Below are 25451 nucleotides of genomic sequence, written 5' to 3'. Positions count from 1 at the left end.
TTTTAAAATGTGCTTTTATTCTATCTCCTCAAACGGTAATTTAGGTTCAACCATTATAACCTCTTCCCGTTCAACGATGACGCTCCCCTCAGGTGCTCCCTTCGGTTTTCTCACATATTTTCGCTTCGTGACCACAACTGGGACAAGGGAAGATGTCCTCGCATCACTAAAATATGCTGCGATGCTACCAGCCTGCTCAATCGCTTTTTTGCTTGGTTGTCTTCTGCCTGTTTTTAAAACTACATGTGCACCTCGAACTCCCCGAGCATGGAACCACATATCTTCTTTATCCGCAAATTTCAAAGTTAACAAATCATTGCTTTTCGCATCCTTCCCAACCCATACCTCAAAACCACCATCAACGATAAATCTTCTAAATTTATCGCCGATTTTTTCAGCGACCTTGTCTTTTATGATTCCAAACATTTTAAGATCAGCCAAGTTATCCATCTTGAATTTTTTCAAATCTTCAAAGCTATCGGTTTCGTCAAGCTTATTAATCAACTCCTTTAATTTTTCTATGTTAACTTCCAACCTTTCCAATCTCTCTCTTGCGATTTTAAGTGATGCCTTTGTCCTTTTTGCTTTCTCAAAATATCTTTCTGCATTTTCAACTGGTGATAATGAAGGATCAAGCTTAATTTTTATCTTCTCCCCACCTTCGGAAAAGATGTTTAAAAGTTCAACTTCCTCCATCCCCTTGTGCAAGGCGTTCAAATTTGCCATCAATATCGAGCCATAAATTTCATACATTTCTGCCCTTTGATTCGTAGCAATTTCCTCTTTAATTTTTTCAACCGTTCGCTCCGCCTTGTTGAGCAAATGTTTAAGTTTATCCAAGATCGACTTTTTCTCGTCATAGAAGCTTTTATTTATCTTCGTCTCGATGACGAATTTTCTTATCGCTTCATTAATATCCTCGAACTCAACTTTTTTAAGATTTAAATGTGTCAATTCAATTATTGAAAAATATTTTGGAAAACTCCCATCATAATAAATCCGTGGTAACGGATCCTCAAGTTCTTTATCAATTTCACCTAAACAAACCCAAATTTTTTCAATATCGCCATCGCCACTTCTGTGCAAGATTTCCCTCGCCATCAACATATCAATTGTATTAACTGCCTTGACGAGTCGTCGCACAGGATCTTCAATATTTAAACTTTCCCATGCCTTCTTTAAAAGTTCAAAGTTGTTTACCATCGCCTTGTAATTTGATTCAGAATTTTCATACTCAATTCTCTTACCTATATTTTCCCTTGGATTTTTAAACGACGAGATTACCTCGTTTTTATCGGTAGTGAGAAAGAAATTAACTTTGCCCGTGAAAAATTGCAGAAAAAGTTTCTTCCCCGATGAAAGAAAAATTTCTATCACCCTATCCGCCTTATGAATCTGTGCATCAACTATCTCATCACCCCAAATCTCTGGGAAAATATCAAGTGAATTTTTTCTTGCCCTTTCAACCTTTTGGCGTAAAAACATATACCCTTGTCCAGTTGCATTAAGCTCAATTGTGAAAAGATTATCCCCCTTACCCAAGGTTATGTGGAGCGTGTCCTTTTCCTGCGTGAACGCCTCAACTATAACGGAGCCTTCAAGATTAGGTTTGATTTTTTGAACCAGAGCTTTCAATGTATGATAGTTTGTGAGCATTTGCCAAACTTGTCACTTTTGTGTCTAAAATTATGACAATTTGTTAAACATGCTGATTAAAATTTATTGAAAATTTTAAAGGATTAAAAGATTTTTTTGGCACGATATTTGCATTTTTCTATAAATGAAGACGCACCTTAATAAGCACCTAAAAGAAGCACCTCAAGATTGGCACCTTTAGCATAATTCCCCGTTCTTTTAGAACTTTAACGCCCGCCGTAGCACCTCCGTTGGCGATCGGGCGACCCTTTTCAAAGGGCGCTCGATCGCTTTTTTATTTTGATTATAACTTTCATACCTGATTTCGTTTTGTGAAATTTTACCACATCTGCAAAAGCCTGCATAATGAAAACCCCACGCCCAGATTCCTTTAGCAAATTCTCATCAACCGTCGGATCTGGAACCCCCTCAGGTGTAAATCCTTCCCCCTCATCTTGTATCTCTATCTCAAAACTTCTTTTAAAAACCTTAAATTTAACCCTTACTTTCTTATTTGGATCACGCTTATTGCCATGAACAATCGCATTTATAAATGCCTCACTTGAAGCGAGATAAATTCTATGGTAATCATCATCGGAAATCTTATATTTTCTCCTCAAACCCTCAAAGAATCTCTCAAATTTTTTCAGTGAAGAATCCTTAGATGGAAACTCCGCAAGCTCAATCTTCGGTTTTATTGAAGCCGTTTTTTTCATAAGTTAATCGTTAAATTTAAATTCAAATTTGGCAAACTGTTTACTTTACCCCCAAGCTTTAATCTTTCAACCCATCCTTCAAAATTTAATTTAAATTTTCCACTTTCAAACTCAACTTTGGATGTTGGACCAGTCGCCGTTATCCTCGAATCCAAAACTTTGTCAAGCCCAACAAACTTATATCTTTTCTCATCGAAGAACCGATAACCAACTGAAAATCTTGTCATATTGTTTAACGCATAGTTTAACCTAAGGTTATATTCACCTATACTTATAAAAAGAGCTGGCTTTTCCTTAAACTCTTTCCATTTCAACCTTCCGCTCTCCGAAAAAGTTAATTGAAAGCTACCTTCAAAATTTAATTTATCAAAGATCGGAAATAAAATTGAATCGTTTAAATAAAACTGCCTAAAAACATAACTTTTAACACTTGATGCGACGCTTTCAAAGTCATAAACGATATAATTTGCAAGCACGGAAAAACTCGCTTTATTTCTCACATGTCCACTTTCAAAAATAACAGAAGGTGCAAACCTTAATATCCTATTCCAGTTATTGTTAACACTCCTCGTTGAAAAAATGTAAACCAGATGTTGACTATTTAGATCAAGGGGAAGTTCAACTTGAATTTCATTTGAAAATCTCATCTTTAAAAAAATCCTGAAAATTTGCAAAAGCTCATCCCTATCGTCATCGTTTAAACTGCTCGGCGTATCATATCTGAAAAGCGAAATATAAAACATGCCACCCAATGTTAAGTCCTCCGAAACATTAAAAGAGATATCACCATTTATAATTCTCCTTAAACTTTTATTGTTCTTCTGCTCTTCATTTTGTTTTATCCTAAAAAATACGCTTTCGGTTATCAACTCATGCCTCTGCGGTGTGTGAACCTCATTACGCTCTGAATAATTTATTCCCAATCTCAATTTTAACCTTCTTGTCTCATAAGATAAATCTGCACCTGTGATGAGGTTAAACTCTTCTATCTCTGAGTCGTAAAGTGAAGTGGTTTTATAGCGAATTCGCTTATCTATGTTTCTGCCATTAAGAGCAAAGTTAACATTAAATATCAAGCTATTTGACAGTGGGTAGCCCAGAATTAGAAGTCCCGATACAGTTCTCTCATCTCTGCCTTCAAGATTGAAATTAACATTATAAATCTTCTGCAAATTTGTATCGGCATAAAAATAAAAATCTCGTTTTATGCGTTTCGCAAGAAATTCAACCCTGCTTTCAACTTCTGGCGCAAAGCTTCTCCATAACATTAAATTCAACGCAGACACAACATTTTTTCTTGGAGCTATGAAATCCTCAGAATGATTCAAATTTGTTTTTAAATGATAGTTCGAAATTAACAATTCTGCTGTATCTGAAGAAATTTGGTAAATCCAGCCCTTATCTCTTTGCCCCATTTGGTTGTCAATTTTATATCCACCTAAAAAAGAAAAACCAAATTTCGCGAAAGGATAAAATTTCGCACCAGTTAAAATTTCATTCGTCGATGCCTTGCTGAATCCCGAAAGTTTCTCGTCAGAAAATGAAATAGAATTAATAACAAAGGCAGTTTTAAATCGCTGGTTTATGCCTTTGTAAAATTTAAATTTAAAATCATTGTCATCGCGGATGAATTTTCTATCAGTTTTCACCACCATTTCAGAAAATTTTTCATAAATGTAGAGCTCAAATGAATTTTTCGATATAGAAAAATTGAAAAACCCGTTCCAATAAAAATTTGATAGCTCACGCGCGATTTTGAATTCAAGTGAGTTTTGCGACATCAAGGATATGGTTGAAGCGACAAAAATTATTATTTTAAGATAAAACCTGTTCAACTATGGTTATCGCCCCTCTCTTTGTGTCAATTTTTACCCTCGCCCCGATCGGAAGAGTTACCTTTTTGGGGATATGACCGTAACTTAAATTTGATATGACAGGAATCTTAAGTTTTCCCAAATAATCTTGAAAGATCTGCTCAAGTGTTAAACTCTTTTCAGGCTCTTTTGGAACACAATCAGTAAATTGACCAAGGATACATCCACTGATTTTATTAAGTATGCCAGCGTTTTTCAACTGTGCAAAGTATCTATCAATTCTATATGGCTCCTCACCTATGTCCTCAGCTACAAGTATCGAATCATTAAAATCTGGTTGAAACCTTGTTCCAACTATTGAAGCGAGCAAAGATAAATTACCACCCAACAATGTCCCTGCAGCCTTGCCATGATTCAAGACGGATATATCTACTCCATCTGGATTCTTTATTTCTATCCCCCTTGCCTTTGAAGTTAAAATCATCCAGAAAAATTCCTCAGAATAAGCGTCAAAATTTGAATAAATATCAACGGCAAGCATCGGACCAGAGAAAGTTATCAGTCCAGTCTTTTTGAAAATCGCAAGTTGAAGAGCCGTGATATCGCTATATCCGACAAAAATTTTAGGATTTCTCTTTATTATCCCATAGTCGATTTTGTCAAGTATTCTTGGAGTTCCATAGCCTCCTCTTACGCAAATTATCGCACGAACCTGCGGATCTGCAAACATTTGGTTTAAATCTTCAGCCCTTTCATCATCGCTTGCTGAAAGATAGCCTAATCGTTTATAAACATACTTGCCCAACTTAACCTTGTAACCTAAGCTTTCAAGATATGCCACTCCCCTCTCAATTCTTGAAAAATCATCAGGAGAACTTGCTGGCGAGACGATCCCAATCAAGTCTCCTTTCTTTAAAGCGGGTGGTTTTAATTTTCTCAACTTTTACCATTTTTTAATTTAAAAATTTGCCTAATTCTTTTGCTCATCTTGCGGAAGTGATATAACCTCAATTTTTACAAGCGCTGTCCCATCGTTTAAAAAGCCAAGTTGTTTAGCTGCCTCATATGAAACATCGATTATTCTATTCTTCTTGAATGGACCTCTATCGTTTATCCGCACAATCACGCTTTTATTATTTGCAAGATTTGTAACTTTGACAAGCGTCCCCAAGGGAAGTGAAGGATGGGCTGCGGTCAAAGCATTCATATCATAAATTTCACCACTTGTTGTGGGTCTTCCGTGAAATTCCGCGCCATAATATGAAGCTACCCCGATTTGAACTTTTTCAGAATTTTTAAATACGGTATCCTGCGTTGAATAACGAACAGCACTAGCACATGAATCAAGCAAAAATGCAAAGATAACAGCGCAAACTCTCAAACCTTTCATAAATACTTTTCCATATTTTTTCGTTTAAGGTAATTCACAACATTTCTCACATCCTGAGCTCTATCGCGTTTGCAAATTAAAATGGCGTCTTCGGTACTTACAACTATTAAATCTTCAACGCCAATCATTGCAATGAGAGCTTTATTACCCTCAATCAAACAATTTTTCACATCAATCAAGACCACTTTCTCTTTGTTTGAAGCAATGTAGTTACCGTTTTCATCCTTCGGAGCAAGATTATAAACTTCTTCCCAACTCCCAACATCGCTCCAACCAAAGTTTGCTTTTATGACATAAGCACGATTCGTCTTTTCCATGACGCCATAATCAATTGAAATTGCCCTCATTCTTCCGTATGCTTGATCAAGCACTGTTTTAAAATCATCGTTTCCAATTGCTTCATCAATCTTCATGAGTTCATCATAAATGTCTGGCAAGTGTATCTTAATTTCATCAAGAATTACATCAACTCGCCATATAAACATTCCACTATTCCAAAGGAAATCCCCGCTTTCTAAAAACTTCTTAGCCGTTTCAAAGTCTGGTTTCTCAGCAAAGGTTTTAACTTTGTAAACCCCTTTTCCAGAGATTTCACTCTCTTCATCCTCGATAAATTGAATATAACCGTAACCAGTTGATGGGTAGGTTGGTTGAATTCCTATGGTAATTAGTCCACCCGTCTTATAAGCGGTTTCAATCCCGATTTCTAATGTGTTAAGAAATTTTTCTTGATCTGTTATTAAATGATCCGAAGGCAAAACGACCATCACAGCATCGGGTTGTTCCCTTCGTATAAACAGGCTTGCAAGACCAATGCACGGGGCAGTGTTTTTAGAAAGTGGCTCAAGGATTATATTTTTAATTGGAAATTTAGGTAAAACTTGGACAAGCTCAGCGGTTTGATTCTTGTTCGAAACGATGAATATATTTTCCTCGGGGATAAGATGGTTAACTCTTTCTATTGTTTGCTCAATGAGAGATTTTGAAGATAGGATATTCAAAAATTGTTTTGGTTTTTTAGCTCTGCTCTTGGGCCAGAATCTTGATCCCACCCCGCCTGCCATTATAACCGCAAATGCTTTTGACATAATTCTATCCATTTTGTTTTTAATTTCTTACATAGACCCTTGGCACCCTCGCAGAAATATTACAGCAAATCTCATAAGGTATAGTGCCAAGCAATTTCGCAACATCCCACGCCGTCAAATTTTCATTTCCAAATAAAATTACATCATCCCCAACTTTTACATCTGTGTTTAAGCCCACATCAACCATAATTTGATCCATCGTTACAGTTCCAACAACAGGAAAAAGTTTACCTTTTATTTCAACTTTTCCGAGATTTGTAAGCGAACGCCTATAACCATCTGCATATCCAATCGGTATTGTTACAATCTTTGTTTTTTCCTTTGCGATAAATCGTCGCCCATAACTTATACTTGTTCCCGATTCAATTTCCTTGATGAATGCAATTTTTGATTTCAAAGTCATAACGGGTTTAAGTTCAATCTTGTTTAAAACATCAAGCGAAGGGTAATAGCCATAAAGCATAACTCCAGGTCTAACCATATCAAGATATGTTTCTGGCATATCAAGTATTGCCCCAGAATTTGCACAGTGCTTTAGGGGGATCTCAATCCGAGCTGAGTTAAGTTCTTTTATTAACCCTGTAAACCTTTCAAATTGAAGATAAGCGAAAGATTTATCCTTTTCATCAGATGTAGCAAAATGCGTATAAATTCCCTCAATGTAAAGATTTTTAAATTCGTGATAAATCCTTTTGACAAACTCAAAGGCATCTTTATAGTTTACCCCAATTCTTCCCATTCCCGTATCGACTTTAATGTGACATTTTATCCTTTTCCCAAATTTCTCAGATAAAGAGTTAAATTTATTTGCTTCTTCAAATGAAGTAATTGTTGGGGTTAGCTCATACTTGAAAAAAAGCTCAAGTTGATGCTCGAACGGTGGTGTAAAAACGAGAATTGGCACATCAATTCCGTTTCTTCTCAATTCAACCCCTTCTTCAGGTATTGCAACCCCAAGATAATCAGCACCAAGTGAAACAGCTAATTTCGATATTTCAACAGCGCCATGCCCATAAGCATTTGCTTTAACAACTGCCATTATCTTGGTTTTACCCCCGACGAGCTTTCTAACTTGATTGAAATTAAATTCAAACGCAGAAAGATTGACCTCCGCTCTTGTCGGTCTGCCCAATTCCATTCAAAAATTCTCTCCAAAATTCTAATTTGGCTTTTTGAATTCAGGTAAAAATATAGATGGAACAATTTAAATTTTCAAATAAAAATAAAAACCCCCAAGCAAAAAGCTTGGGGGCGGGAAATTGAATCATAGTGGGGGGTGCTTTGATTAGAGCAATTCGAGAGATTTATCTATTGCTTTTAAAATGCTCGTAAATTTTTTCAGCAACCTTATCAATAACAGCGTCGGAGTTGTAAAAACCAAGTTCGATTTTTCTCTTAACATTTTCAATTTTTTCAGCTCTCTTCAACTCATAAAGTTCTTTTGCTTCGCTTGAAATTTCAATTTTATCCTTTTTACCTTCCGTTTTTTGTGCTTTTTTCCCACCGTTTTCCTCTGGTAGGGATATTTTACCACCTATTTCATTTATTCGCATTATTTACCTCAAATAATTTAAAATTTTTCTTCGTTCAATCAACCTGTTTAATTCCTCAGATATTCTCTTCATCTTTTCCCTTATATTATCGGCATTTTCAGCGTCAATCTTTAATACCTCGTCAAGAATGGCGTTGATTTCAAGCCGAATTCGCTGTGGATCCATAGTCTTGTCCTTTACCTTTTTGAACTCATTTAGAAATTCAGATAATTCTTCAATTTTCTGTTCGCGTCTTGAAAGGTGATCGGGCAAAGTTTCTAATTCTTCTTTAACTATCATCTCCCGAATTAAAAGCGTCAATTCTAAAATTTCCTTGAGCTTATCAAAGATTAGTTGAACAAGTTGAGTATTTGAGTTAAATTTTTTCATTTATTATTAATCCAAGTAATTCACTTATTCTTCTTGAAATCTTCAAGAGCTCCTCAGGGGGTATCTGGCGAATTACTTCATTTGTTTCAACATCAACGATCCTTAAAATTGTCTTTTTCGTCTCTTTGTCAATCTCAAAAGCTATCTTCGTATTGAAAATCTGAATAAACTGATTCAATTCCTTTATAATGCCCTCAATTTCCTCAGCTGATAAACTTACCTTGTCCCCATTTACAATCTCTTCGCCCATTGTAATTTTTGCTTCATTTAATTCCAACTTATTTTGTTGAACTGGTTGAGTTGTCGATATGTTTTTTATCTCTTGGATCATATTACAAGAGCTTGGTTTAATTGTTGAATCATTGCTTGTTGTCTTGTAAAGGCATTGTAAAGTGACAGAAGTTGTGCAAATTGCCTCCGCAAGCTCTCTGCTCTTTGATCGATCAAGTTGTTTAGAGACTTTATTCTTTCATCAATATGTTCCATTTGCTCTTTACCAAAATTAACCCTTTGATCGATCACTCCACCTATTTGGACAAATGGATTTATGAAATCCTTTAATTTAACTGCAATCCCATCCGATGAATTGAAAAGAGCCTCAACCTGCGAAACATCTGTGGAGATTAATTTATCAAGCTTCGCAGCATCTGAAATTGTAAGCGTCCCATCTGAATTTATTTTTATTCCAATATCATTTAAAAACTTTAAAGTTCCAGAAGAAACCATTTCACTCACCTTAAGTCTTAAACTTGCTTTTAATCCAACAAGCATATAATCACCGCTGAAGGCAGAGCGTGTTCCATCCGTTGTGGTTTTAGTTTTGTCATTTATAAACTTCATCAAGTCGTTATATGCTTTGATGAATGAATCAATAGTTTCCTTAACCTTTGCTGAATCAATTTTAACTGCAACCGAAACAGGGGTATCGCCAGCGTTTTGAACCTGTTTAAGTTCGATTGTAAGTCCAGAAATGACATCGTTTATTTTGTTCGAGCCACGAGTTATGTTAATTCCGTTAACAATAATTTTAGCATCGAGTAGATTGACATCGCTATATAGATAACCACCGCTTACATCAGTTGAAGAGCTTCGTGTTGATACTACACTTGCTCCAAGTCCAATGCTTTCAAGTAAGTTTCCGGAAACATCTGATAAAGAAATAGCATACTGACTTCCCGTGTTTTTACTTTTGATCACAAGTCGCGAAGTTGAACTCGTATCGTGTATAACCGTTGCGCTTACATCAGAAACAGTTGAATTAATGCTGGATGCAATTTTACTTAAAATAATCTCGTTTGTGTCCCCCAAAGAAACAGTGATGTTCACATCGGTTGATACGCCGTTGACAACGATTCTAATCGTCTTTGTTCCCTCACCCGTTGCTGTTAAAATTTCCGTTCCACTGTTTGAGAACCTTGATGAAAGAACTGAATCTTCTTTCGCAAGTTGCTGAACAAAAATTGTATGTGTTGATTGTGTTGCATAAGGTTCAGCGACGACAGATAAAACCGAAGGATTTGAAACCTCAGCTGTTTTTACTTGAAACTTCGAGCTCGTCCCGGACAACGACAAATCCTTTACAATTGTCAAAAGGGAGTCCAACTTTGCCTTTAAATCTTGAAGATATGAAATTTTTACTTGAATCGAATTTTTCTGTGCTTCAACTGGTTTAATAAGTTTACTGCTTTCAGATTGTTTGAACATTTGAATCAACTGAGTCAGCGCATCAGCTGAATTTATCGAATTATTTGTGTTAAAGTAAAATGACATTGTTTTACCGCTTACTTTTTTACTTTAAGTTAAAGGCTTTCGCCCATGCATCACGAAGTTCTTTTAAGATTTCAACCGCATTATCAAAATTTCCCCGCCTTATTTCATATTGGCAATAATGGTAAAGTTTAAACAAACTCAGCGAGATTTCTTTATAGTCAAAGTTAAGCGAAGCTATAAGCTCAGTTATTGCTTTGTTTGCTCTCTCTGAATCTTTCTTTTTACAGCTTACAATTGCGACATCGTAAATTTTTAAAATAAGTTCAACAGGTGAAAGATTTAAAATCTCATTCTCTATGTAATTGTTTTTCTCGGGCATTTTAGGTTAGATATTTAATGTTAAATATAACAGGGGTTGCCAAGTGGCAACCCCTGAGTTTAATTATTTATCGCCTCGGCGCCATCACCTTGGCTGACTTATCTAAACAGCGCAAGCACTCCTTGTGGAGACGCGTTCGCTTGAGCAAGCTGTGCTGTTGCAGTTTGCTGCAGTATCATAAGTTTGGCAGCTTCCACCTGCTCTTTGGCAATATCAGCGTCAAAGATTCTACTTGCAGCTGCTTCGGTATTCGTCATTGATACAACTAGATTTGTCTCCTTAACATCAAGACGGTTGATCAAAGAACCAACATATTGCAACTGTTGCGTCACTGTTTTGATTGCATTATCAACAGTTGTGATGAATGAACTTGTCAAATCAGTCGTCGCTACTGTAGAGCTACTAATAAGCGTTCTATCAACGGTTATATCAAATTTAACTGAAAGCGTATCTCCTGCATCGCTTCCAACTTGGAAATCTCGACCAGATACCCAAGCTCCACCGCCAGCTCCCCTGAGCAATTGCATTCCGTTGAACTTAGTCTGCTTCACAATGTCATTAATTTCAGAAAGATAGTCATTGATCTGCGTTGCAATTGCTTGCAATTCATCATCACTTAAGCCACCGTTCACAGCCCTTGTTACTTGCTCTTTAATTGAAACGAGCAAGTCGTTAATTTTCTGCAATCCGCCCTCAGCAATTGAAAGGACATTTTTAGCGTCGCCGACATTGTTTATCGCTTGAGCAAGTCCGCGGCTTCTTGCTTGTAATTTTTTAGCGATTGTGTAACCTGAGGGATCATCGGCGACAGAGTTGATCCTCTTACCTGTGGCAAGCCTAAGTTGATGAACGCCAAGCTCACGATTGATGTCGTTGAGGGCATTGTAGGCGTTCATCGCCGCAATGTTGGTGTTGATGCGTGTTCCCTGTGAGAATGCCATAGCTGATAACCTCCTTGTTTTTGTTTGTTTTACATTTACCAGGACATCCATGTCCTGGCGTTTTTCACATTTGTTTATCGGATAGTACGGCAAGTTACTTTAATTCCGGAGTTAAAGCTTTAAAGAAATATTCCGATAAAAAAGAAAAAAGATAGATTGAAAGATATGGGAACTCACAGATGCTGGTGTGGGGGAATCTTAAAATCATCCATTCATCCTTCATATTATGAATGTCAAAACTGTAAAACTTTCGTCGTAAAAGATACGCCATCTCAACAAAAACTTGAAAATTTTTATACCTTTGATGGATACTGGAATGATTATGTGGCAAACAAATTCGGCTACCCATCTATTCAAGAAAGAGCTGAAATAGATTTCAGAGATAGAATTCCAATCTGGTTTAAAATTCTTAAAACATTTAAACCAGACGCAGAATCAGTGTTAGAAATTGGTTGCGCCCACGGAGGATTTCTGTACTTCTGTAAAGAAAATGGAATTGAAAATGTTGTGGGTATTGAAGTAGATAAAAAAACATGTGAGTTTGCTAAAAACAGATTTAAACTTGAGAAAATTATCCCGGGGTTGTTTCCCGATGTTGAATTACCAATTGAAAAATTTGATGTTGTTGCTGGGTTTGATGTCCTCGAGCATTTCACAGACCCAATAAAAGCCCTGAAGCACGTCGCAAAAATTTTAAATGAAGATGGAATTTGCATTTTTCAAACGCCAAATTACAAAAGCGATGGGAAGGAATGGCTTCAGTTTAAACCTGAAGAGCATTTATTCTTATTCAGCGAGCAAAACATATACCTACTTTTTGACAGGGCAGGACTTGATATCGTTGAAGTTTTGCCAGGAATTATACGGGAAGATATGATTGTGGTGGCAAGGCGTAAAATAAATGTAGATGAAATAAAGTTAAAGTTTACTGATTATGAGTCCTCATTTAAAAACTCTATCAAGCCCTTAAAAATTGGAGTTGGTTTAGTTGAACATATGGGAGATATTATCGCATGTGAGCCCATCTCACGATATTTAAGAGCAGAATACCCTGATGCACATATTGCTTGGTGCGTCAGAGAGGAATATAAAGAACTAATTGAGTCCAATCCATACATAGATGAAACCATCGTTGTAAATTGCTTAACTGAATGGATCGAACTTAAGGAAAACGGTATTTTTGACAAAACGATCGATCTCCATATTCACAATAGAATTTGCCCTATCTGCAATGTCCCACTCAACAACATCAATGGAAAAGTCGCAGTAACAGGGGAAAATTATTTTAATTTTGGTAGTTTGCTCTCTGCTTTTTCCCGTTCAGCTGGGCTTCCTTCTATCGATGGGAAACCAAAGGTATATATAACCAAACAAGCAAAAGACAGGGTTGATTCATTAAACTTGCCCTCAAAATACATCGTCTTCCATTGCTCTTCAAATGAGAAATCAAAAGATTGGCTTGATAAAAATTGGGCTAAACTTGCTGAGCATATTTCAAAAAAGTATAAACTTCCCATCATAGAAGTTGGAACTGAGTCCACGCTTCAGAGATATAACCTAAACTTTATAAATCTATGCGGTAAAACAACGATACTTGAAACAGCTGAGGTTATACGTCGCTCGTTGTTGTTTGTAGGTGTTGACAGTGGACCAGCTCATATCGCAAATGCTGTTGAAACACCTGGGATAGTATTACTTGGACATTACCGGAATTTCAAAAGATATATACCGTTTACAGGAAATTACGCAAACGGGATAAATGCAAAGTTGATCTACAATGATTTTGGACCTGCATCAGAAATTCCCGTTGAAGAAGTTATAAATGCGGTTGATGAATTTATAAGTAAACTTGAAAAGAGAAAAATTGAGGAAAATGAAACTGAAAAGATCAGCGCAGAACTTGGCAAAGTGAAAAAAGAGAAAAAGGCAAAGGTTATTGCTTTTTTCCTCCCTCAATTTCATCCAATTCCAGAAAATGACAGATGGTGGGGAAAAGGGTTCACTGAGTGGAGAATGGTTGCAACATCAAAACCTCTTTTCCCTGGGCATTATCAACCTCATATCCCGGCCGACACTGGATTTTATGACTTGAGAGTTCCCGAAGTAAGGGAGCTACAAGCAGATCTTGCGAAAGAATATGGAATAGATGCATTTTGTTATTGGCATTACTGGTTCGATGGAAAGTTATTACTTGAAAGACCACTGCTTGAGATATTAGAATCGGGTAAGCCTCAATTCCCCTTCTGTCTTGCTTGGGCAAACGAAAACTGGACGAGAAGATGGGATGGTCTTGATAATGAAATTATCATGAGACAAACCTACGGTGGAACAAAGGATCATATTGAACACTTTAATTGGTTGCTCAAATTTTTTAAGGATGAGAGATATTTTAAAATTGAAGGTAAACCAGTTTTCTTGATATATCGTCCGGGGCAGATTCCTGATATTGAGAATATGATCGAGCTTTGGAGACGCCTTGCGAAGAACAACGGATTTGATTTATTCTTAATTTCAATAAAGTGTTCAGCAGATAGCATTTCAAATTGGAAAAAAGTTGGATTTGATGGTGAGCTTGTATTTCAACCATTTTTTAGCATAATTACAACTTCCTACCTAAAAGCCAGTGGGATTCCGTTAGATAAAATTAGCCTTATATTTGATTACGCTGAGGTTGCCAATTTAATGTCGGATATAAACAAAGAGTTTATGGACCAATCTCCGAATGCATTTGTATGTGTTACCCCATCTTGGGATAACACTCCCAGAAGAAAACGACTCAAACCTTACATTTTGGTAAATTCATCACCTGAGATATTCGAAAAGTGGTTGAAAGTTGAGATAGAAAGAGTTCAAAATAGAAAGCCAGAACATAGAATTGTTTTCATAAATGCGTGGAACGAATGGGGAGAAAGCAATCATCTTGAACCAGACCTGAAGTTCGGACATAGCTACCTTGAAGCTGTAAAAAGAGCAGTATATGGGGATGATAGCCCTAAAAATTGGAAAGGCAGAAAATTTTTCTCGCTTGATTCCGAATCTGAATTTACAACCGACTCTTTGCTTCAATTTGCAAGAATGATGTATTCCGAAAATAATTTAACTCTTTCAGAAAGATATTTTTATCTTGCCCTGAGATATGCGATAAAAGAGATTTCAAGGTCTTATCATAACATTAGGTCATTAGCTTATCAGGGTAAAGACAATGAGGCAAGGGAAGAAGTGAAAAAATTAAACTTGTTTAGCTCACTTCTCTCACAAATTCATAACGATATTGCGATATTGAAATACAATATTAATGATGTTAACATGGCAATTTTTCACCTAAGAAAATCAACTTACTATGATAAAAATAACATAACAGCTAAGAAGAATCTTGCTGATATATTTATTGAGCGAGGGGAACTTGAGCGGGCGCTTTCCGCCTATCATGAGGTTTTAAAAATAAAGCCTGATGACGTTGAAACACTTTTAAATATCGCGGACATTTGTTTAGAATTGGGCGATGGTCAAAATGCCGAATTTTTCTATAAAAAAGTTCTTGAGGTAGAACCTGAAAACAAGAGAGCTAAATTTGGAATAATTCAGCTAAACAATGCAAAAGGAAATCATCTTCCACTCGTTTCAATAATCATCCCCGTTTTCAACCAAATTAAGTACACAAAGCTCGCGATCGAGAGCATTCAAAAGTTCACAAATGTTCCCTATGAAATCATCGTTGTTGATAACGCGTCAACTGATGAAACAAAGGATTATTTATCATCGCTTAGCGCAACCGCTGGTGAAGTTGTTAAGGTTATAGCCAACCCGCAAAATTACGGATTTCCCAAAGCTGTAAATCAAGGTATCGCTCTATCAAGAGGGGAATATATCGTTGTTTTAAATAACGATGTCGTAGTTACAGATAAATGGATTGAACGCTTGATTGATCACATTATCGATGACCCAACAATTGGCATAGTAGCTCCGATGAGCAACTATGTTAGTGGTTTACAGAAACTTGATGGCGTTGAAAAATTTTACTTGAAAGAAGGAGAAGTTGATGAAATTTCGCTTTTAAAATTTTCAGAAGATTTATATCACAAAAACAAAGGTCAAAAGATCATATTTCCAAGGGTTGCAGGGTTATGTATGCTCATAAAACGAAATGTAATTGAAACAATTGGAGGATTTGACGAGAGATTTTCACCTGGAAACTTCGAGGATGATGATTTCTGCCTTAGGGCGGTCCTTGCGGGGTTTAAGGTAGTGATTGCTAAAGATGTTTTCATACATCACTTTGGTTCAAAAAGCTTCACCGCAAACGGAAGAGAAAAGTATGTTCATCTTCTTAAACGAAATGAAAAAATCTTCGTTGAAAAATGGGGTTCAACCCCAACTGAAATTTTCCTTCAGAAAAAGAAACCAAAGCATAACGAAATTTTTATTCCATTAATAAAAACAAATGATAAAGCTCAAAATGCCCAAACTCTCACTTTGCATGATCGTTAAAAATGAAGAAAAATTCCTCGCGGGATGTCTTGAAAGCGTGAAAAATATTGTTGACGAAATAATAATTGTTGATACTGGATCGACAGATAAGACAATTGAAATTGCCAATTCTTACAACGCAAAAGTTTACCACTTTGAATGGAAAAATGATTTTTCACTGGCAAGAAATGAATCGATAAAGCATGCAACGGGTGATTGGATTCTGATCCTTGATGCCGATGAAAGGTTAAATCCGGGACAGGAGATGAAAATTAAAAAATATCTCAACTTAAATTTTGATGGTCTCTATGTTAGAATAATCAGCACAGATAAAAACGGTGAACTCTATGTCACTGAATATCCAAGGTTATTTAGAAAAATAGACGGTGTAAAGTTTGAGCGAAAAATTCACGAACAGATTTCCTCCTCAATTTTAAAACTTGGCGGAAAACTTGCTAAAACAGACATTACAATCACGCACCTTGGATACAGTCAGGACGATGAAACAATGCGAAAAAAATATGAAAGAAATTTACGGATTTTACTTGAGGAACTCGAAGAAAACCCAGATGATGCACATACCTGTTACCATATTGGCATAACGAAAACTTTAATTGGAGAACAAGAGGAAGGTATTAAATATCTTAAAAAAGCAATTTCAATTCCGCGCGAGAAATCAAACATTAATGATTCACTGCGCGCATTTATATACAACATCTTTGGAAATTATGAATTCAAAAGGGGTAATTCATCCCAAGCGCTCAATTGGTTCACTGAATCAATAAAACTTGCACCAGTTCAAGTAAGCTCATATTATCATGGCGGGCTCGTGCACTTGAAAGATTCAAATTTCATCCTTGCTAAAAATTTTTTTGAAAAAGCACTGAAAAATCTTCACAGCATTTTAAAGGGGAAACCTTCCGACCTTACTATTGAAGCCTTCATCGAGCCTGGAGATATTCACTTCAAATTAGCTATATGCTACTTTAAACTTGGGAATTATCACAAATTAAACGAAAACCTTGCTGAAATTCTGCCAAATGAGAAACTTTATGAAGCATTTTTAAATTTCCTTGTTGAAGAATATAAAGAGGGGAATAAAAATGTGACGCAAGTTATAAAATATATTTCAAAATTAAAGCCATCATTTCATGTTTTTAAGATTCTTTCAGGGATTTATCAAGTTGAAGGTGAACTTGAAAATGCCGTTGAAAGCTTAAGAAACGCGCTTAAATTTAAAGATGATGACGAGATACGCTACAACCTTGGAACATGTCTCGCTGGGTTGAAAAGGTTTGATGAGTCTATCAAAGTTTTGGTTGATTTTTTAAACCGACGGAATTCCCCATTTTTTGAGAGCGCCCTTAAAGTTTTGGTGCTTTCGTACATTGGTGAAGGCAATTTCTATGATGCTCTTAGTTGCTACAAACTCATACTTGAGCGTAACCCAGAGGATGAAGCTATAAAATTGAGAGTACATTCAATTGCTCAAAAACTTGCTAACCCCCATTGACATTCTTGATTATTAAATTTTGCACAAACTAATGCAGTAATATCTTTGCCGAGATCTTCACTCAATTTTTTAAAGCCTACTTGATAAAAGTGGGATTAGTTTTTAAATTTTAGAAGGAATTAAATTAAGAAGAAGAACGGCTATGAGGAGGGAAATTTTATTACTTCCTTTCTTCATTCTTTTAGCCTTCAATTTCTCATTTTCGCAAAATCCAGAATGGATTAACTATACTGCAGGTAATTACATCTTTTCGCTTGCAATTGAAGGCGATTATATTTGGATTGGCACTACAGGAGGTTTAGTCAAGTTAAACATGCTTACAGGTGAGAAGGTTAATTATAACAGGGGAAATTCAGGCCTGCCGAATAATTATGTTCGGGTGATAGCAATAGATTCACAAGGAAATAAATGGATTGGGACAGATAGAGGACTAGCAAAGTTTGATGGAACAAATTGGACTGTCTATAACACATCAAATTCAGGTCTACCATATCTTTATGTTCGTGCAATAGCAATAGATTCACAGGGGAATAAATGGATTGGGACATGGTGGGGAGGATTAGCGAAGTTTGACGGCGTAAATTGGACTGTTTATTCAGGTTTACCGGATAATCGTGTTAATGCAATCGCAATAGATAGGGAGGGAAACAAATGGTTTGGAACAAGTGGAGGCTTAGCAAAGTTTGACGGCGTAAATTGGACAGTTTATAATACTTCAAACTCGGGTCTGCCAAACAATTGGGTTACTGCGATCGCGATAGATGAACAGGGAAACAAATGGATTGGGACAAATGGGGGATTAGCAAAGTTTGATGGTGTAAATTGGACTGTTTATAAAATTTCGAATTCGGGTCTGCCGAGTAGCATCATTTACGCGATAGCGATAGATTCACAAGGTAACAAATGGATCGGGACAGCATGGGGATTAGCAAGGTTTGATGGAGTGAATTGGACTGTTTATAAAACTTCAAATTCAGGTCTACCAGATGATTGGGTTAATGCAATAGCGATAGATTCTCAGGGAAACAAATGGATTGGGACTTGGGGAGGAGGATTAGCAAAGTTTGATGGTGTAAGTTGGACTATTTATAACACTTCAAATTCGGGTCTGCCAAATCAATATAATACTATTTCTGCGATAGCGATAGATTCAGAGGGTAACAAGTGGATTGGAACATTGTGGGGAGGATTAGTGAAATTTGATGGCGTGAATTGGATTGTTTATAATACTTCAAATTCGGGTATGCCCGATGATGTTGTTACTGTGATAGCGATAGATGAAGAAGGTAACAAATGGATTGGGACAAATGGAGGAGGATTAGTAAAGTTTGATGGCCTAAATTGGACAGTTTATAAAACATCAAATTCAGGTCTGCCAAGTAATTATGTTTCAGCAATAGCAATAGATAAGCAAGGAAATAAATGGATTGGAACTCGGGGAGGTTTGGAAATAAAAGGAAGAGGATTAGCAAAGTTTGATGGTGTAAACTGGACTGTTTATAATACATCAAATTCGGGCCTGCCAGATGATTGGGTTGAGGCGATAGCTGTAGATTCTTATGGAAACAAGTGGATCGGGACAGCATGGGGATTAGCAAGGTTTGACGGAGTAAGGTGGAGAGTTTATAATACTTCAAATTCTGGTTTGCCAAGTAATGTTATTCGAGCAATAGCAATAGATAGATGGGGGAACAAATGGATTGGGACAAACAAAGGATTGGTGAAGTTCGATGGCGTAAATTGGACTGTTTATAATACTTCAAATTCAGGTTTGCCAAGCGACGATGTTACTGTGGTAGCGATAGACAAACAGGGTAACAAATGGATTGGGACATGGTGGGGAGGATTAGCAAAGTTTGATGGGGTAAACTGGACTGTCTATAATACTTCAAATTCAGGTCTACCGGGTGATTATGTTCTTGCGATAGCTATAGATTCTGCGGGTAACAGATGGATTGGAACATATGAAGGAGGATTAGGAGTATATCGTGGTGGTGAGGGGGAAGGCGAGAAAGAAGAGAAAATAATACCGAGGGAATTTTCGCTTTATCAAAATTATCCGAATCCCTTCAATTTAGAGACTGTGATTGAGTTTGACATACCTGAGGTTACAGATGTTAAGCTTGAGGTATATGATGTTTTGGGTAGGAAGGTTAAGACAATTCTTGATGATAGGTTAGAGGTTGGAAGGTATCGTGTTAGGTTTAATGGTAGTGGTTTGTCAAGCGGGGTATATTTTTACAGGTTAGAGGCTGGTAAATATGTGGGTGTTAAGAAGATGGTGTTGGTAAAGTAGGGGCATTTCGTGAAATGCTTGCAAGGCAAACTTTGTAGTACATTCACACTCCATTCAATGATGATGAGTTTTGAGCAAGTTCTAATTTCTCTTTTATCATCTTTAGAGCGAATTTTGGTTCGTCCTACATAAAACAATATATCAGAAAAAATTTTGCTTGTCAAGGGTTGGGAATTTGGGGGTGGTTTAAAGCTTGCTTCTTTAACTTTATATTTTTAATCTCTTGGGGGTTAAAAGGTAAGGGTTCCCCCTTGCTGGTTGATGTTTGCACCGGCTAAAAGGGTGGTTTCAAGCTTTTAGCAGATGGTAGTTTACAAGGAAAATCACAAGTATGCGTTGATGGCCCTTAAGAAAGATCTTAACATGGAATTTCTCGCAACTTTCTCTACCAACGATAGGATTAACATGCTTTGACCATTGTCAGCTGGGCTCAAAGGTTTTGCGATAGGAAGTCAATCCGCTGATAGTAATAACTTCAATTTTACCTTTTTCAAATGGACGACGTGTTTCTTCAGGGCGATCAAAGGTTTTCCCGCAATTTTATTCATAATAATGTTTATCACCTTGCTCAATTTGTTACTAATAAAAACTTTCGTTACATTGCAACACCAAATATTTAATAAATAAAGATAGGGAGGTAATAACAATATGGGTCCAGAAAAACAACCACAGGAGTTAACCATGCTTATCGATAAACTTGTTGGAACATGGGATGTTGAAATGACTGTTAAATTGGTTGATGGCGCAATCCTTAGGGGTAAGGGAAAACTGAAAGCCCAAGAGATAGTTGATGGCTTTGGGGTTCGCACTGAGATGGACCTTGATGTTGAAGGTTTGGGCAAATATGTAGAACAGGATCTTTGGGGTTATCAGCGCTGGGAGAAAAAGGTTCACCTTTACTCCATTACTACGACAGCAGCGGTCCATGACCACGCAGGTAATTGGAAAGATGATAATACTCTCGTCTTTCATTGGGAAGGTTTAAATGAGGGAAAACCATCAGCTGAAGACTTAACTTTAAAATGGGTCTCTGCTGACGAAATCACCGGCCATGAAGTAGACATAGCTAACGGCGAAGTTGAGATGGAAATTGATTATATCTTCAAAAGAAAATAATTGATTTATCTAGTTTCTTTTTCAGGAAGAAAAATGTGCATCCTGCAAAAGCATACTGCAGTTGATTATTTTCGACTGTTTATATTTTCACTTTTCTCAGCCTCAAGGAATTCGCCACAACTGATACAGAGCTGAAGCTCATAGCAGCGGCTGCAAATACAGGGCTTAGAAGTATTCCAAAGAACGGGTAAAGAACACCTGCAGCAATTGGGACTCCAAGGGTATTATAGATAAAAGCCCAAAAGAGGTTCTGTTTTATATTTCGCATCGTTGCCTTACTGAGTCTCCTTGCCCTGACAATTCCCCTGAGGTCACCCTTTACAAGTGTTATGCCTGCGCTTTCCATGGCTACATCTGTGCCAGTTCCCATTGCTATGCCTACATGAGCTTGGGCTAATGCTGGCGCATCATTAATGCCATCCCCAGCCATTGCAACAATTCGTCCTTCTCTTTGAAGTTTTTTAACAACTTCAGATTTTTGGTCAGGCAAAACCTCTGCAATCACCTCATCGATATTGAGTTTCCTTGCCACCGCCTCTGCCGTAATGCGGTTGTCCCCTGTAAGCATAACTATACGTATGCCTTCTTTATGGAGCGCATCAATTGCCTCTGGGGTAGATTCTTTTATCGGGTCTGCAACGCCAAGAAGTCCAATCACCTTACCATCAACAGCAACAAACATCACCGTTTGCCCCTCGGCGCGCATCTCATCAGCTTTTGTTAAGACTTCAGCAGGGTCAATACCCATATCATCAAGGAGTTTTTTGTTTCCAAGTGTAACTTCATGTCCATCAATTCTACCTGTCACACCTTTACCTGTGATGGATTTAAAATTCTTAACATCATTGAGCTTTACACCTCTTTCCTCAGCAGCCTTTACAATTGCCTCCGCAAGGGGATGTTCACTTCCCCGTTCAAGGCTCGCTGAAAAATAAAGTATTCTTTCTTCATCAAACCCATGAAATGAAACTATCTTCACAAGTCTCGGCTTGCCAACAGTAAGAGTCCCCGTCTTATCAACAACGAGTGTATCTATCTTTCTCATTAACTCTATGACCTCCGCATTTTTAAATAACACCCCTGCTAAAGCACCCTTCCCCATTGCAACCATTATAGACATTGGTGTTGCAAGTCCGAGTGCACAGGGGCAGGCAATGATTAATACAGCTACTGCATTGATGATTGCATGTGCTATTTTAGGTTCAGGTCCAAACCATGCCCAAACGATAAATGTTAAAATTGCTACAGCAACGACTATTTGGACAAAGTAGGCTGCCACGACATCCGCTAATTTCTGTATAGGTGCTTTGCTTCTCTGCGCCTCTGCAACCATACGAACAATTTGTGAAAGCAGAGTATCTGCTCCAACCTTTTCAGCCCTTATTATCAACATACCTGTCCCATTTATAGTTGCACCAATCACCCGATCCCCCTTTTGTTTCTCAACCGGGATAGGTTCTCCAGTAACCATTGATTCATCAACGGAGCTTGCCCCTTCAACGACAATTCCATCAACAGGTATTTTCTCTCCCGGGCGAACACGAAGCAAGTCCCCTATCTTTACATACTCAATTGGGATATCCTCTTCTATACTGTCTCTTATCCTTCGTGCTGTCTTTGGTGCAAGTCCAAGGAGCATCTTGATTGCAGCGCCTGTTTTACTTCTTGCCTTCAGTTCAAGAACCTGGCCCAGAAGCACGAGAGTCACGATAACTGCTGCAGCTTCAAAATATACGCCGACTTCACCATTCTTCCTAAAGGAGGCTGGGAATATATCGGGGAGAAGCGATGCGACAACACTATAAATGTAGGCTACACTTACGCCGAGTCCTATCAATGTGAACATGTTAAGGTTGCGGTTTATAATAGATTGCCAGAATCGCACAAAGAATGGCCATCCAGCCCACAGAACGACAGGTGTTGCGAGGAAGAGTTCTATCCATTTTAGGAGTTCATGAGGAAGGAGTGTTCTTAGTGGAAGCAAAGGAATATAATCGCTCATAGCAATAAAGATTAACGGGATTGTGAGAATCACACCAACCTTAAATCGTCTTGTCATATCAATTAGTTCAGGATTTTCCTCTTCTTCCATGGAAATTGTCCTCGGTTCAAGTGTCATTCCGCAGATGGGGCAACTTCCAGGGGAATCCCCAACAATTTCAGGATGCATTGGGCATGTCCATTTGGTCTTACTACTAGCGAGAGGAGTTACAGGTTCAAGTGCCATTCCACATTTCGGGCAGGAGCCTGGCTCTTCTTGTTTTATCTCAGGGTGCATAGGGCAGGTGTAAATTACACCCGTTTTTAAAGGCTCTGGAGCCTTTCCCACAAGAAAAACATCTGGGTTGCTATCAAACTTATTCTTGCAATGTGTTGAGCAGAAGTAATAGGTAACGCCTTTATATGTTGATGTGGCAACGGCTCCACTGTCTTCTATTGTCATCTTACAGACAAGGTCTGTGACTTTCATCTCTCCCTCCCAATCGTTGTTTTGAAAGGACATTATGGTTCAGAAATAATTTACTATGAAAAATACTAATGTCAAATTTTTCTCAACTTATCTTTAGTGATAAATGCATAAATTGCCATTGCATATGGGATATAATTTTTAGGTTTATCGTTCTGTGTAAGAGTTTTGATCTTTTTTAATCGATCCCTACAAAAAATTTGCTTGTCGAGGTTCAAATTTCGCAATAGTTGGTGATTTTGAGGTTGGGGTTGGTTTTGAGGTGAAGCTATAATAGCAGAAGGCGGAGCATGTAAGCTCCGCCAAAGGCAGATGGTGAAAACTTTAACAACCTCAGCTTGATTGTAACAACCGGGTTAACACTTTGGTTTGCGATGGAGCTTTAGCGTCGTTTATTGCAGGCGGTTGTTAGGCAAGCCGGATTCACGGCACGGGAATGATGCCGTAGCCCTTCGCCTGGTAGCCCCCAAGCGAGTTGAATGTGTTGGCTACAACCTTCACCTCAGGGAGAAAGCTCTTGGGGTCAAGATTGAGCACTTGGACTGCAAAATAGCAAGCTTCTATCTTTGCACCTCCCTTCTTCAGGTCAGCCACCAGTTCTGCAATTTGTTTCTGTTCCTCTGGAGCGTCGGCACCGGACTTCTGAATGAGCTTGAGTGCAGGGCCACGAAAGGTGAGTACCAGATCCGGTTTCACCTTTGCTGCTATCGCTCGATCGCGCGCATCAACGATTGCCTTAAGGTACAAAACCAGCATCTTTGGCTCACTGATGGCGCTGATGTCATAGACAATCTTCAGCGTCTTGACATCCTTAAGCGCATCTGCATCATTCGGTCCCTCCTTGGCTTGCTGGGCGTATCCAACCCATAGAACGCCAACCAAAGTGGCAAGCAGCAGCAAAAATATATAGCCAAGTTTTTGTGATCCGCGTTTCATGACCAAATCCTCCTTTTATTTAATTTTGTTTTTAGTTCATGGATAACTGCGTTACTTCGCCAACTTTATCCACGCTCGCAGTGTAGAAAATAAATCCGTAAAAAGCAAATTAAAGTTTAAATTCCAGACCAACTCAATGCCCACCCTATCCCTCAATCCTGACGCTGGGATATTAAAAACTAAACAGAGTAAGTTAGCATTTACAATGTGTTAAGAGTTGTCGGGACCTGTTGCTCATCGCAGTGCTCTATCTCTATAGTTATATGAGCTAATTCCTTGATCCCTTTCAATCTATTTTTATAAGCATTTGTTGGATAGGGATTTTTTGCAACAATACTTAAAATACAAGCATATTTGTTCTGAGCAACCCTCCAAAGATGCAAATCACTAATTTTACTATCGCCATCAGATTCTATTATTTCTGTTATTTTTTTAGAGAGCATAGGATCCATTCCCCTATCTAATAAAATAACAGAAGTATCCTTGAGAAGCATAAATGTCCATCTAAATATTAAGAATGAAGCAATTATTCCAACAAATGGGTCAAGCCAGTTCCAGTGATAATATTTCGCTCCAAGTAGTGCTATAATGGCAAATACAGATGTCAAGGCATCCGCAATGACATGAAGTTATGCTGATTGTAGATTAAGGTCTTTTTCATGATGATGGTGATGTTCTTGGTCATTATGACGGTGGTGTCCATGACCATATTGCAATATTAATGCGCTGACTATATTCACAATTAAACCAACAGTTGCAACCATCAATGCATAATCATAGCTTATTTCCATTGGCTTGAAAATTCGCTCGATTGATACCCCTAAAACGAATAAACCGACCACTCCCAAAAGGATTGCGCTTGTATAAGCTCCCAATATTTCGAGTTTCCAAGTGCCGAAGGTAAATTTTTTATCATTCGCATATTTTCTCGCAAGAACGTATGCAACTAAAGAAATGCTTAACGCAGTCGCATGTGTGCTCATATGCCATCCATCAGCGAACAGTGCCATAGAATTATAGATCCAACCAGCTATAATTTCAACCAGCATTGTAGATAATGT

18 protein-coding genes and 2 pseudogenes are annotated in these 25451 nt (G+C 37.7%); 4 read left to right on the top strand and 16 right to left on the bottom strand.

The window, feature by feature from the left end; all coding sequences use genetic code 11:
- Nucleotides 1-15 precede the first annotated feature (15 nt).
- From AWW78_RS09825 to AWW78_RS09765, 13 genes and pseudogenes are all read right to left on the bottom strand, one after another.
- Complete coding sequence (locus tag AWW78_RS09825; RefSeq protein WP_047133566.1) at nt 16-1656, bottom strand: Rqc2 family fibronectin-binding protein; 1641 nt, start codon at nt 1654-1656, stop codon at nt 16-18.
- Between the two features lie 251 nt (nt 1657-1907).
- Nucleotides 1908-2351, bottom strand: coding sequence for an ATP-binding protein (locus AWW78_RS09820; RefSeq protein WP_047133565.1), 444 nt, complete (start codon nt 2349-2351; stop codon nt 1908-1910).
- Nucleotides 2348-4186, bottom strand: coding sequence for a hypothetical protein (locus AWW78_RS09815; RefSeq protein ID WP_047133564.1), 1839 nt, complete (start codon nt 4184-4186; stop codon nt 2348-2350). Before AWW78_RS09815 ends, AWW78_RS09820 begins: the two co-directional genes overlap by 4 nt.
- Complete coding sequence (locus tag AWW78_RS09810) at nt 4167-5105, bottom strand: S66 peptidase family protein (RefSeq protein WP_047133563.1); 939 nt, start codon at nt 5103-5105, stop codon at nt 4167-4169. Before AWW78_RS09810 ends, AWW78_RS09815 begins: the two co-directional genes overlap by 20 nt.
- A gap of 33 nt (nt 5106-5138) precedes the next feature.
- A pseudogene (locus AWW78_RS09805) lies at nt 5139-5489 on the bottom strand (septal ring lytic transglycosylase RlpA family protein); the annotation flags it as partial.
- Between the two features lie 62 nt (nt 5490-5551).
- On the bottom strand, nt 5552-6643 hold the full coding sequence (locus AWW78_RS09800) for a mannose-1-phosphate guanylyltransferase (protein WP_047133562.1): 1092 nt from the start codon (nt 6641-6643) through the stop codon (nt 5552-5554).
- A gap of 19 nt (nt 6644-6662) precedes the next feature.
- On the bottom strand, nt 6663-7781 hold the full coding sequence (gene alr, locus AWW78_RS09795; RefSeq protein ID WP_047133561.1) for an alanine racemase: 1119 nt from the start codon (nt 7779-7781) through the stop codon (nt 6663-6665).
- A 166-nt stretch (nt 7782-7947) separates the two neighbouring features.
- Nucleotides 7948-8196: a flagellar biosynthesis anti-sigma factor FlgM gene (locus AWW78_RS09790; protein WP_047133560.1), complete on the bottom strand. Its 249-nt coding sequence runs from the start codon at nt 8194-8196 to the stop codon at nt 7948-7950.
- A gap of 3 nt (nt 8197-8199) precedes the next feature.
- Nucleotides 8200-8565 (bottom strand): hypothetical protein, encoded by a 366-nt coding sequence (locus tag AWW78_RS09785; RefSeq protein WP_047133559.1) that lies wholly within the window; start codon nt 8563-8565, stop codon nt 8200-8202.
- A complete protein-coding gene (locus AWW78_RS09780; RefSeq protein WP_075426271.1) occupies nt 8552-8896 on the bottom strand; it encodes a flagellar protein FlaG in 345 nt (114 codons plus the stop codon). The genes AWW78_RS09785 and AWW78_RS09780 overlap by 14 nt, the downstream gene beginning before the upstream one ends.
- A complete protein-coding gene (gene fliD / locus AWW78_RS09775) occupies nt 8893-10335 on the bottom strand; it encodes a flagellar filament capping protein FliD (protein ID WP_047133558.1) in 1443 nt (480 codons plus the stop codon). Before fliD ends, AWW78_RS09780 begins: the two co-directional genes overlap by 4 nt.
- 19 nt (nt 10336-10354) lie before the next feature.
- Nucleotides 10355-10654: a flagellar export chaperone FliS gene (locus AWW78_RS09770; protein WP_047133557.1), complete on the bottom strand. Its 300-nt coding sequence runs from the start codon at nt 10652-10654 to the stop codon at nt 10355-10357.
- A gap of 98 nt (nt 10655-10752) precedes the next feature.
- Nucleotides 10753-11595, bottom strand: coding sequence for a flagellin (locus AWW78_RS09765; RefSeq protein WP_047133556.1), 843 nt, complete (start codon nt 11593-11595; stop codon nt 10753-10755).
- A gap of 165 nt (nt 11596-11760) precedes the next feature.
- Between AWW78_RS09765 and AWW78_RS09760 the strand changes: the two genes are divergently transcribed.
- The 4 genes from AWW78_RS09760 to AWW78_RS09745 all read left to right on the top strand — a co-directional run bounded on the left by AWW78_RS09760 (nt 11761) and on the right by AWW78_RS09745 (nt 20987).
- Nucleotides 11761-16083, top strand: coding sequence for a glycoside hydrolase family 99-like domain-containing protein (locus tag AWW78_RS09760; RefSeq protein ID WP_075426270.1), 4323 nt, complete (start codon nt 11761-11763; stop codon nt 16081-16083).
- A complete protein-coding gene (locus tag AWW78_RS09755; RefSeq protein WP_075426269.1) occupies nt 16052-17575 on the top strand; it encodes a TPR domain-containing glycosyltransferase in 1524 nt (507 codons plus the stop codon). Before AWW78_RS09760 ends, AWW78_RS09755 begins: the two co-directional genes overlap by 32 nt.
- A gap of 142 nt (nt 17576-17717) precedes the next feature.
- Complete coding sequence (locus AWW78_RS09750; RefSeq protein ID WP_075426268.1) at nt 17718-19871, top strand: ligand-binding sensor domain-containing protein; 2154 nt, start codon at nt 17718-17720, stop codon at nt 19869-19871.
- Nucleotides 19872-20552: 681 nt separating this feature from the next.
- Nucleotides 20553-20987, top strand: coding sequence for a hypothetical protein (locus AWW78_RS09745; RefSeq protein ID WP_075426267.1), 435 nt, complete (start codon nt 20553-20555; stop codon nt 20985-20987).
- A 79-nt stretch (nt 20988-21066) separates the two neighbouring features.
- Here the strand turns inward: AWW78_RS09745 and AWW78_RS09740 are convergent, their stop codons facing one another.
- From AWW78_RS09740 to dmeF, 3 genes and pseudogenes are all read right to left on the bottom strand, one after another.
- Nucleotides 21067-23490 carry a heavy metal translocating P-type ATPase gene (locus AWW78_RS09740; protein ID WP_047133554.1) on the bottom strand — a complete coding sequence of 808 codons (2424 nt, stop codon included), beginning with the start codon at nt 23488-23490 and terminating at the stop codon, nt 21067-21069.
- A 387-nt stretch (nt 23491-23877) separates the two neighbouring features.
- Nucleotides 23878-24390: a DsrE family protein gene (locus tag AWW78_RS09735; protein WP_075426266.1), complete on the bottom strand. Its 513-nt coding sequence runs from the start codon at nt 24388-24390 to the stop codon at nt 23878-23880.
- Between the two features lie 200 nt (nt 24391-24590).
- Nucleotides 24591-25439 (bottom strand): annotated as a pseudogene (gene dmeF, locus AWW78_RS10795) (CDF family Co(II)/Ni(II) efflux transporter DmeF).
- Nucleotides 25440-25451 lie beyond the last annotated feature (12 nt).

Source organism: Candidatus Kryptonium thompsonii (assembly GCF_001535985.1).
Taxonomy (GTDB): Bacteria; Bacteroidota; Ignavibacteria; order Kryptoniales; family Kryptoniaceae; genus Kryptonium; species Kryptonium thompsonii.
Note: the sequence above shows the minus strand (reverse complement) of the source record. Positions and strands in the feature narration are given on the sequence as shown.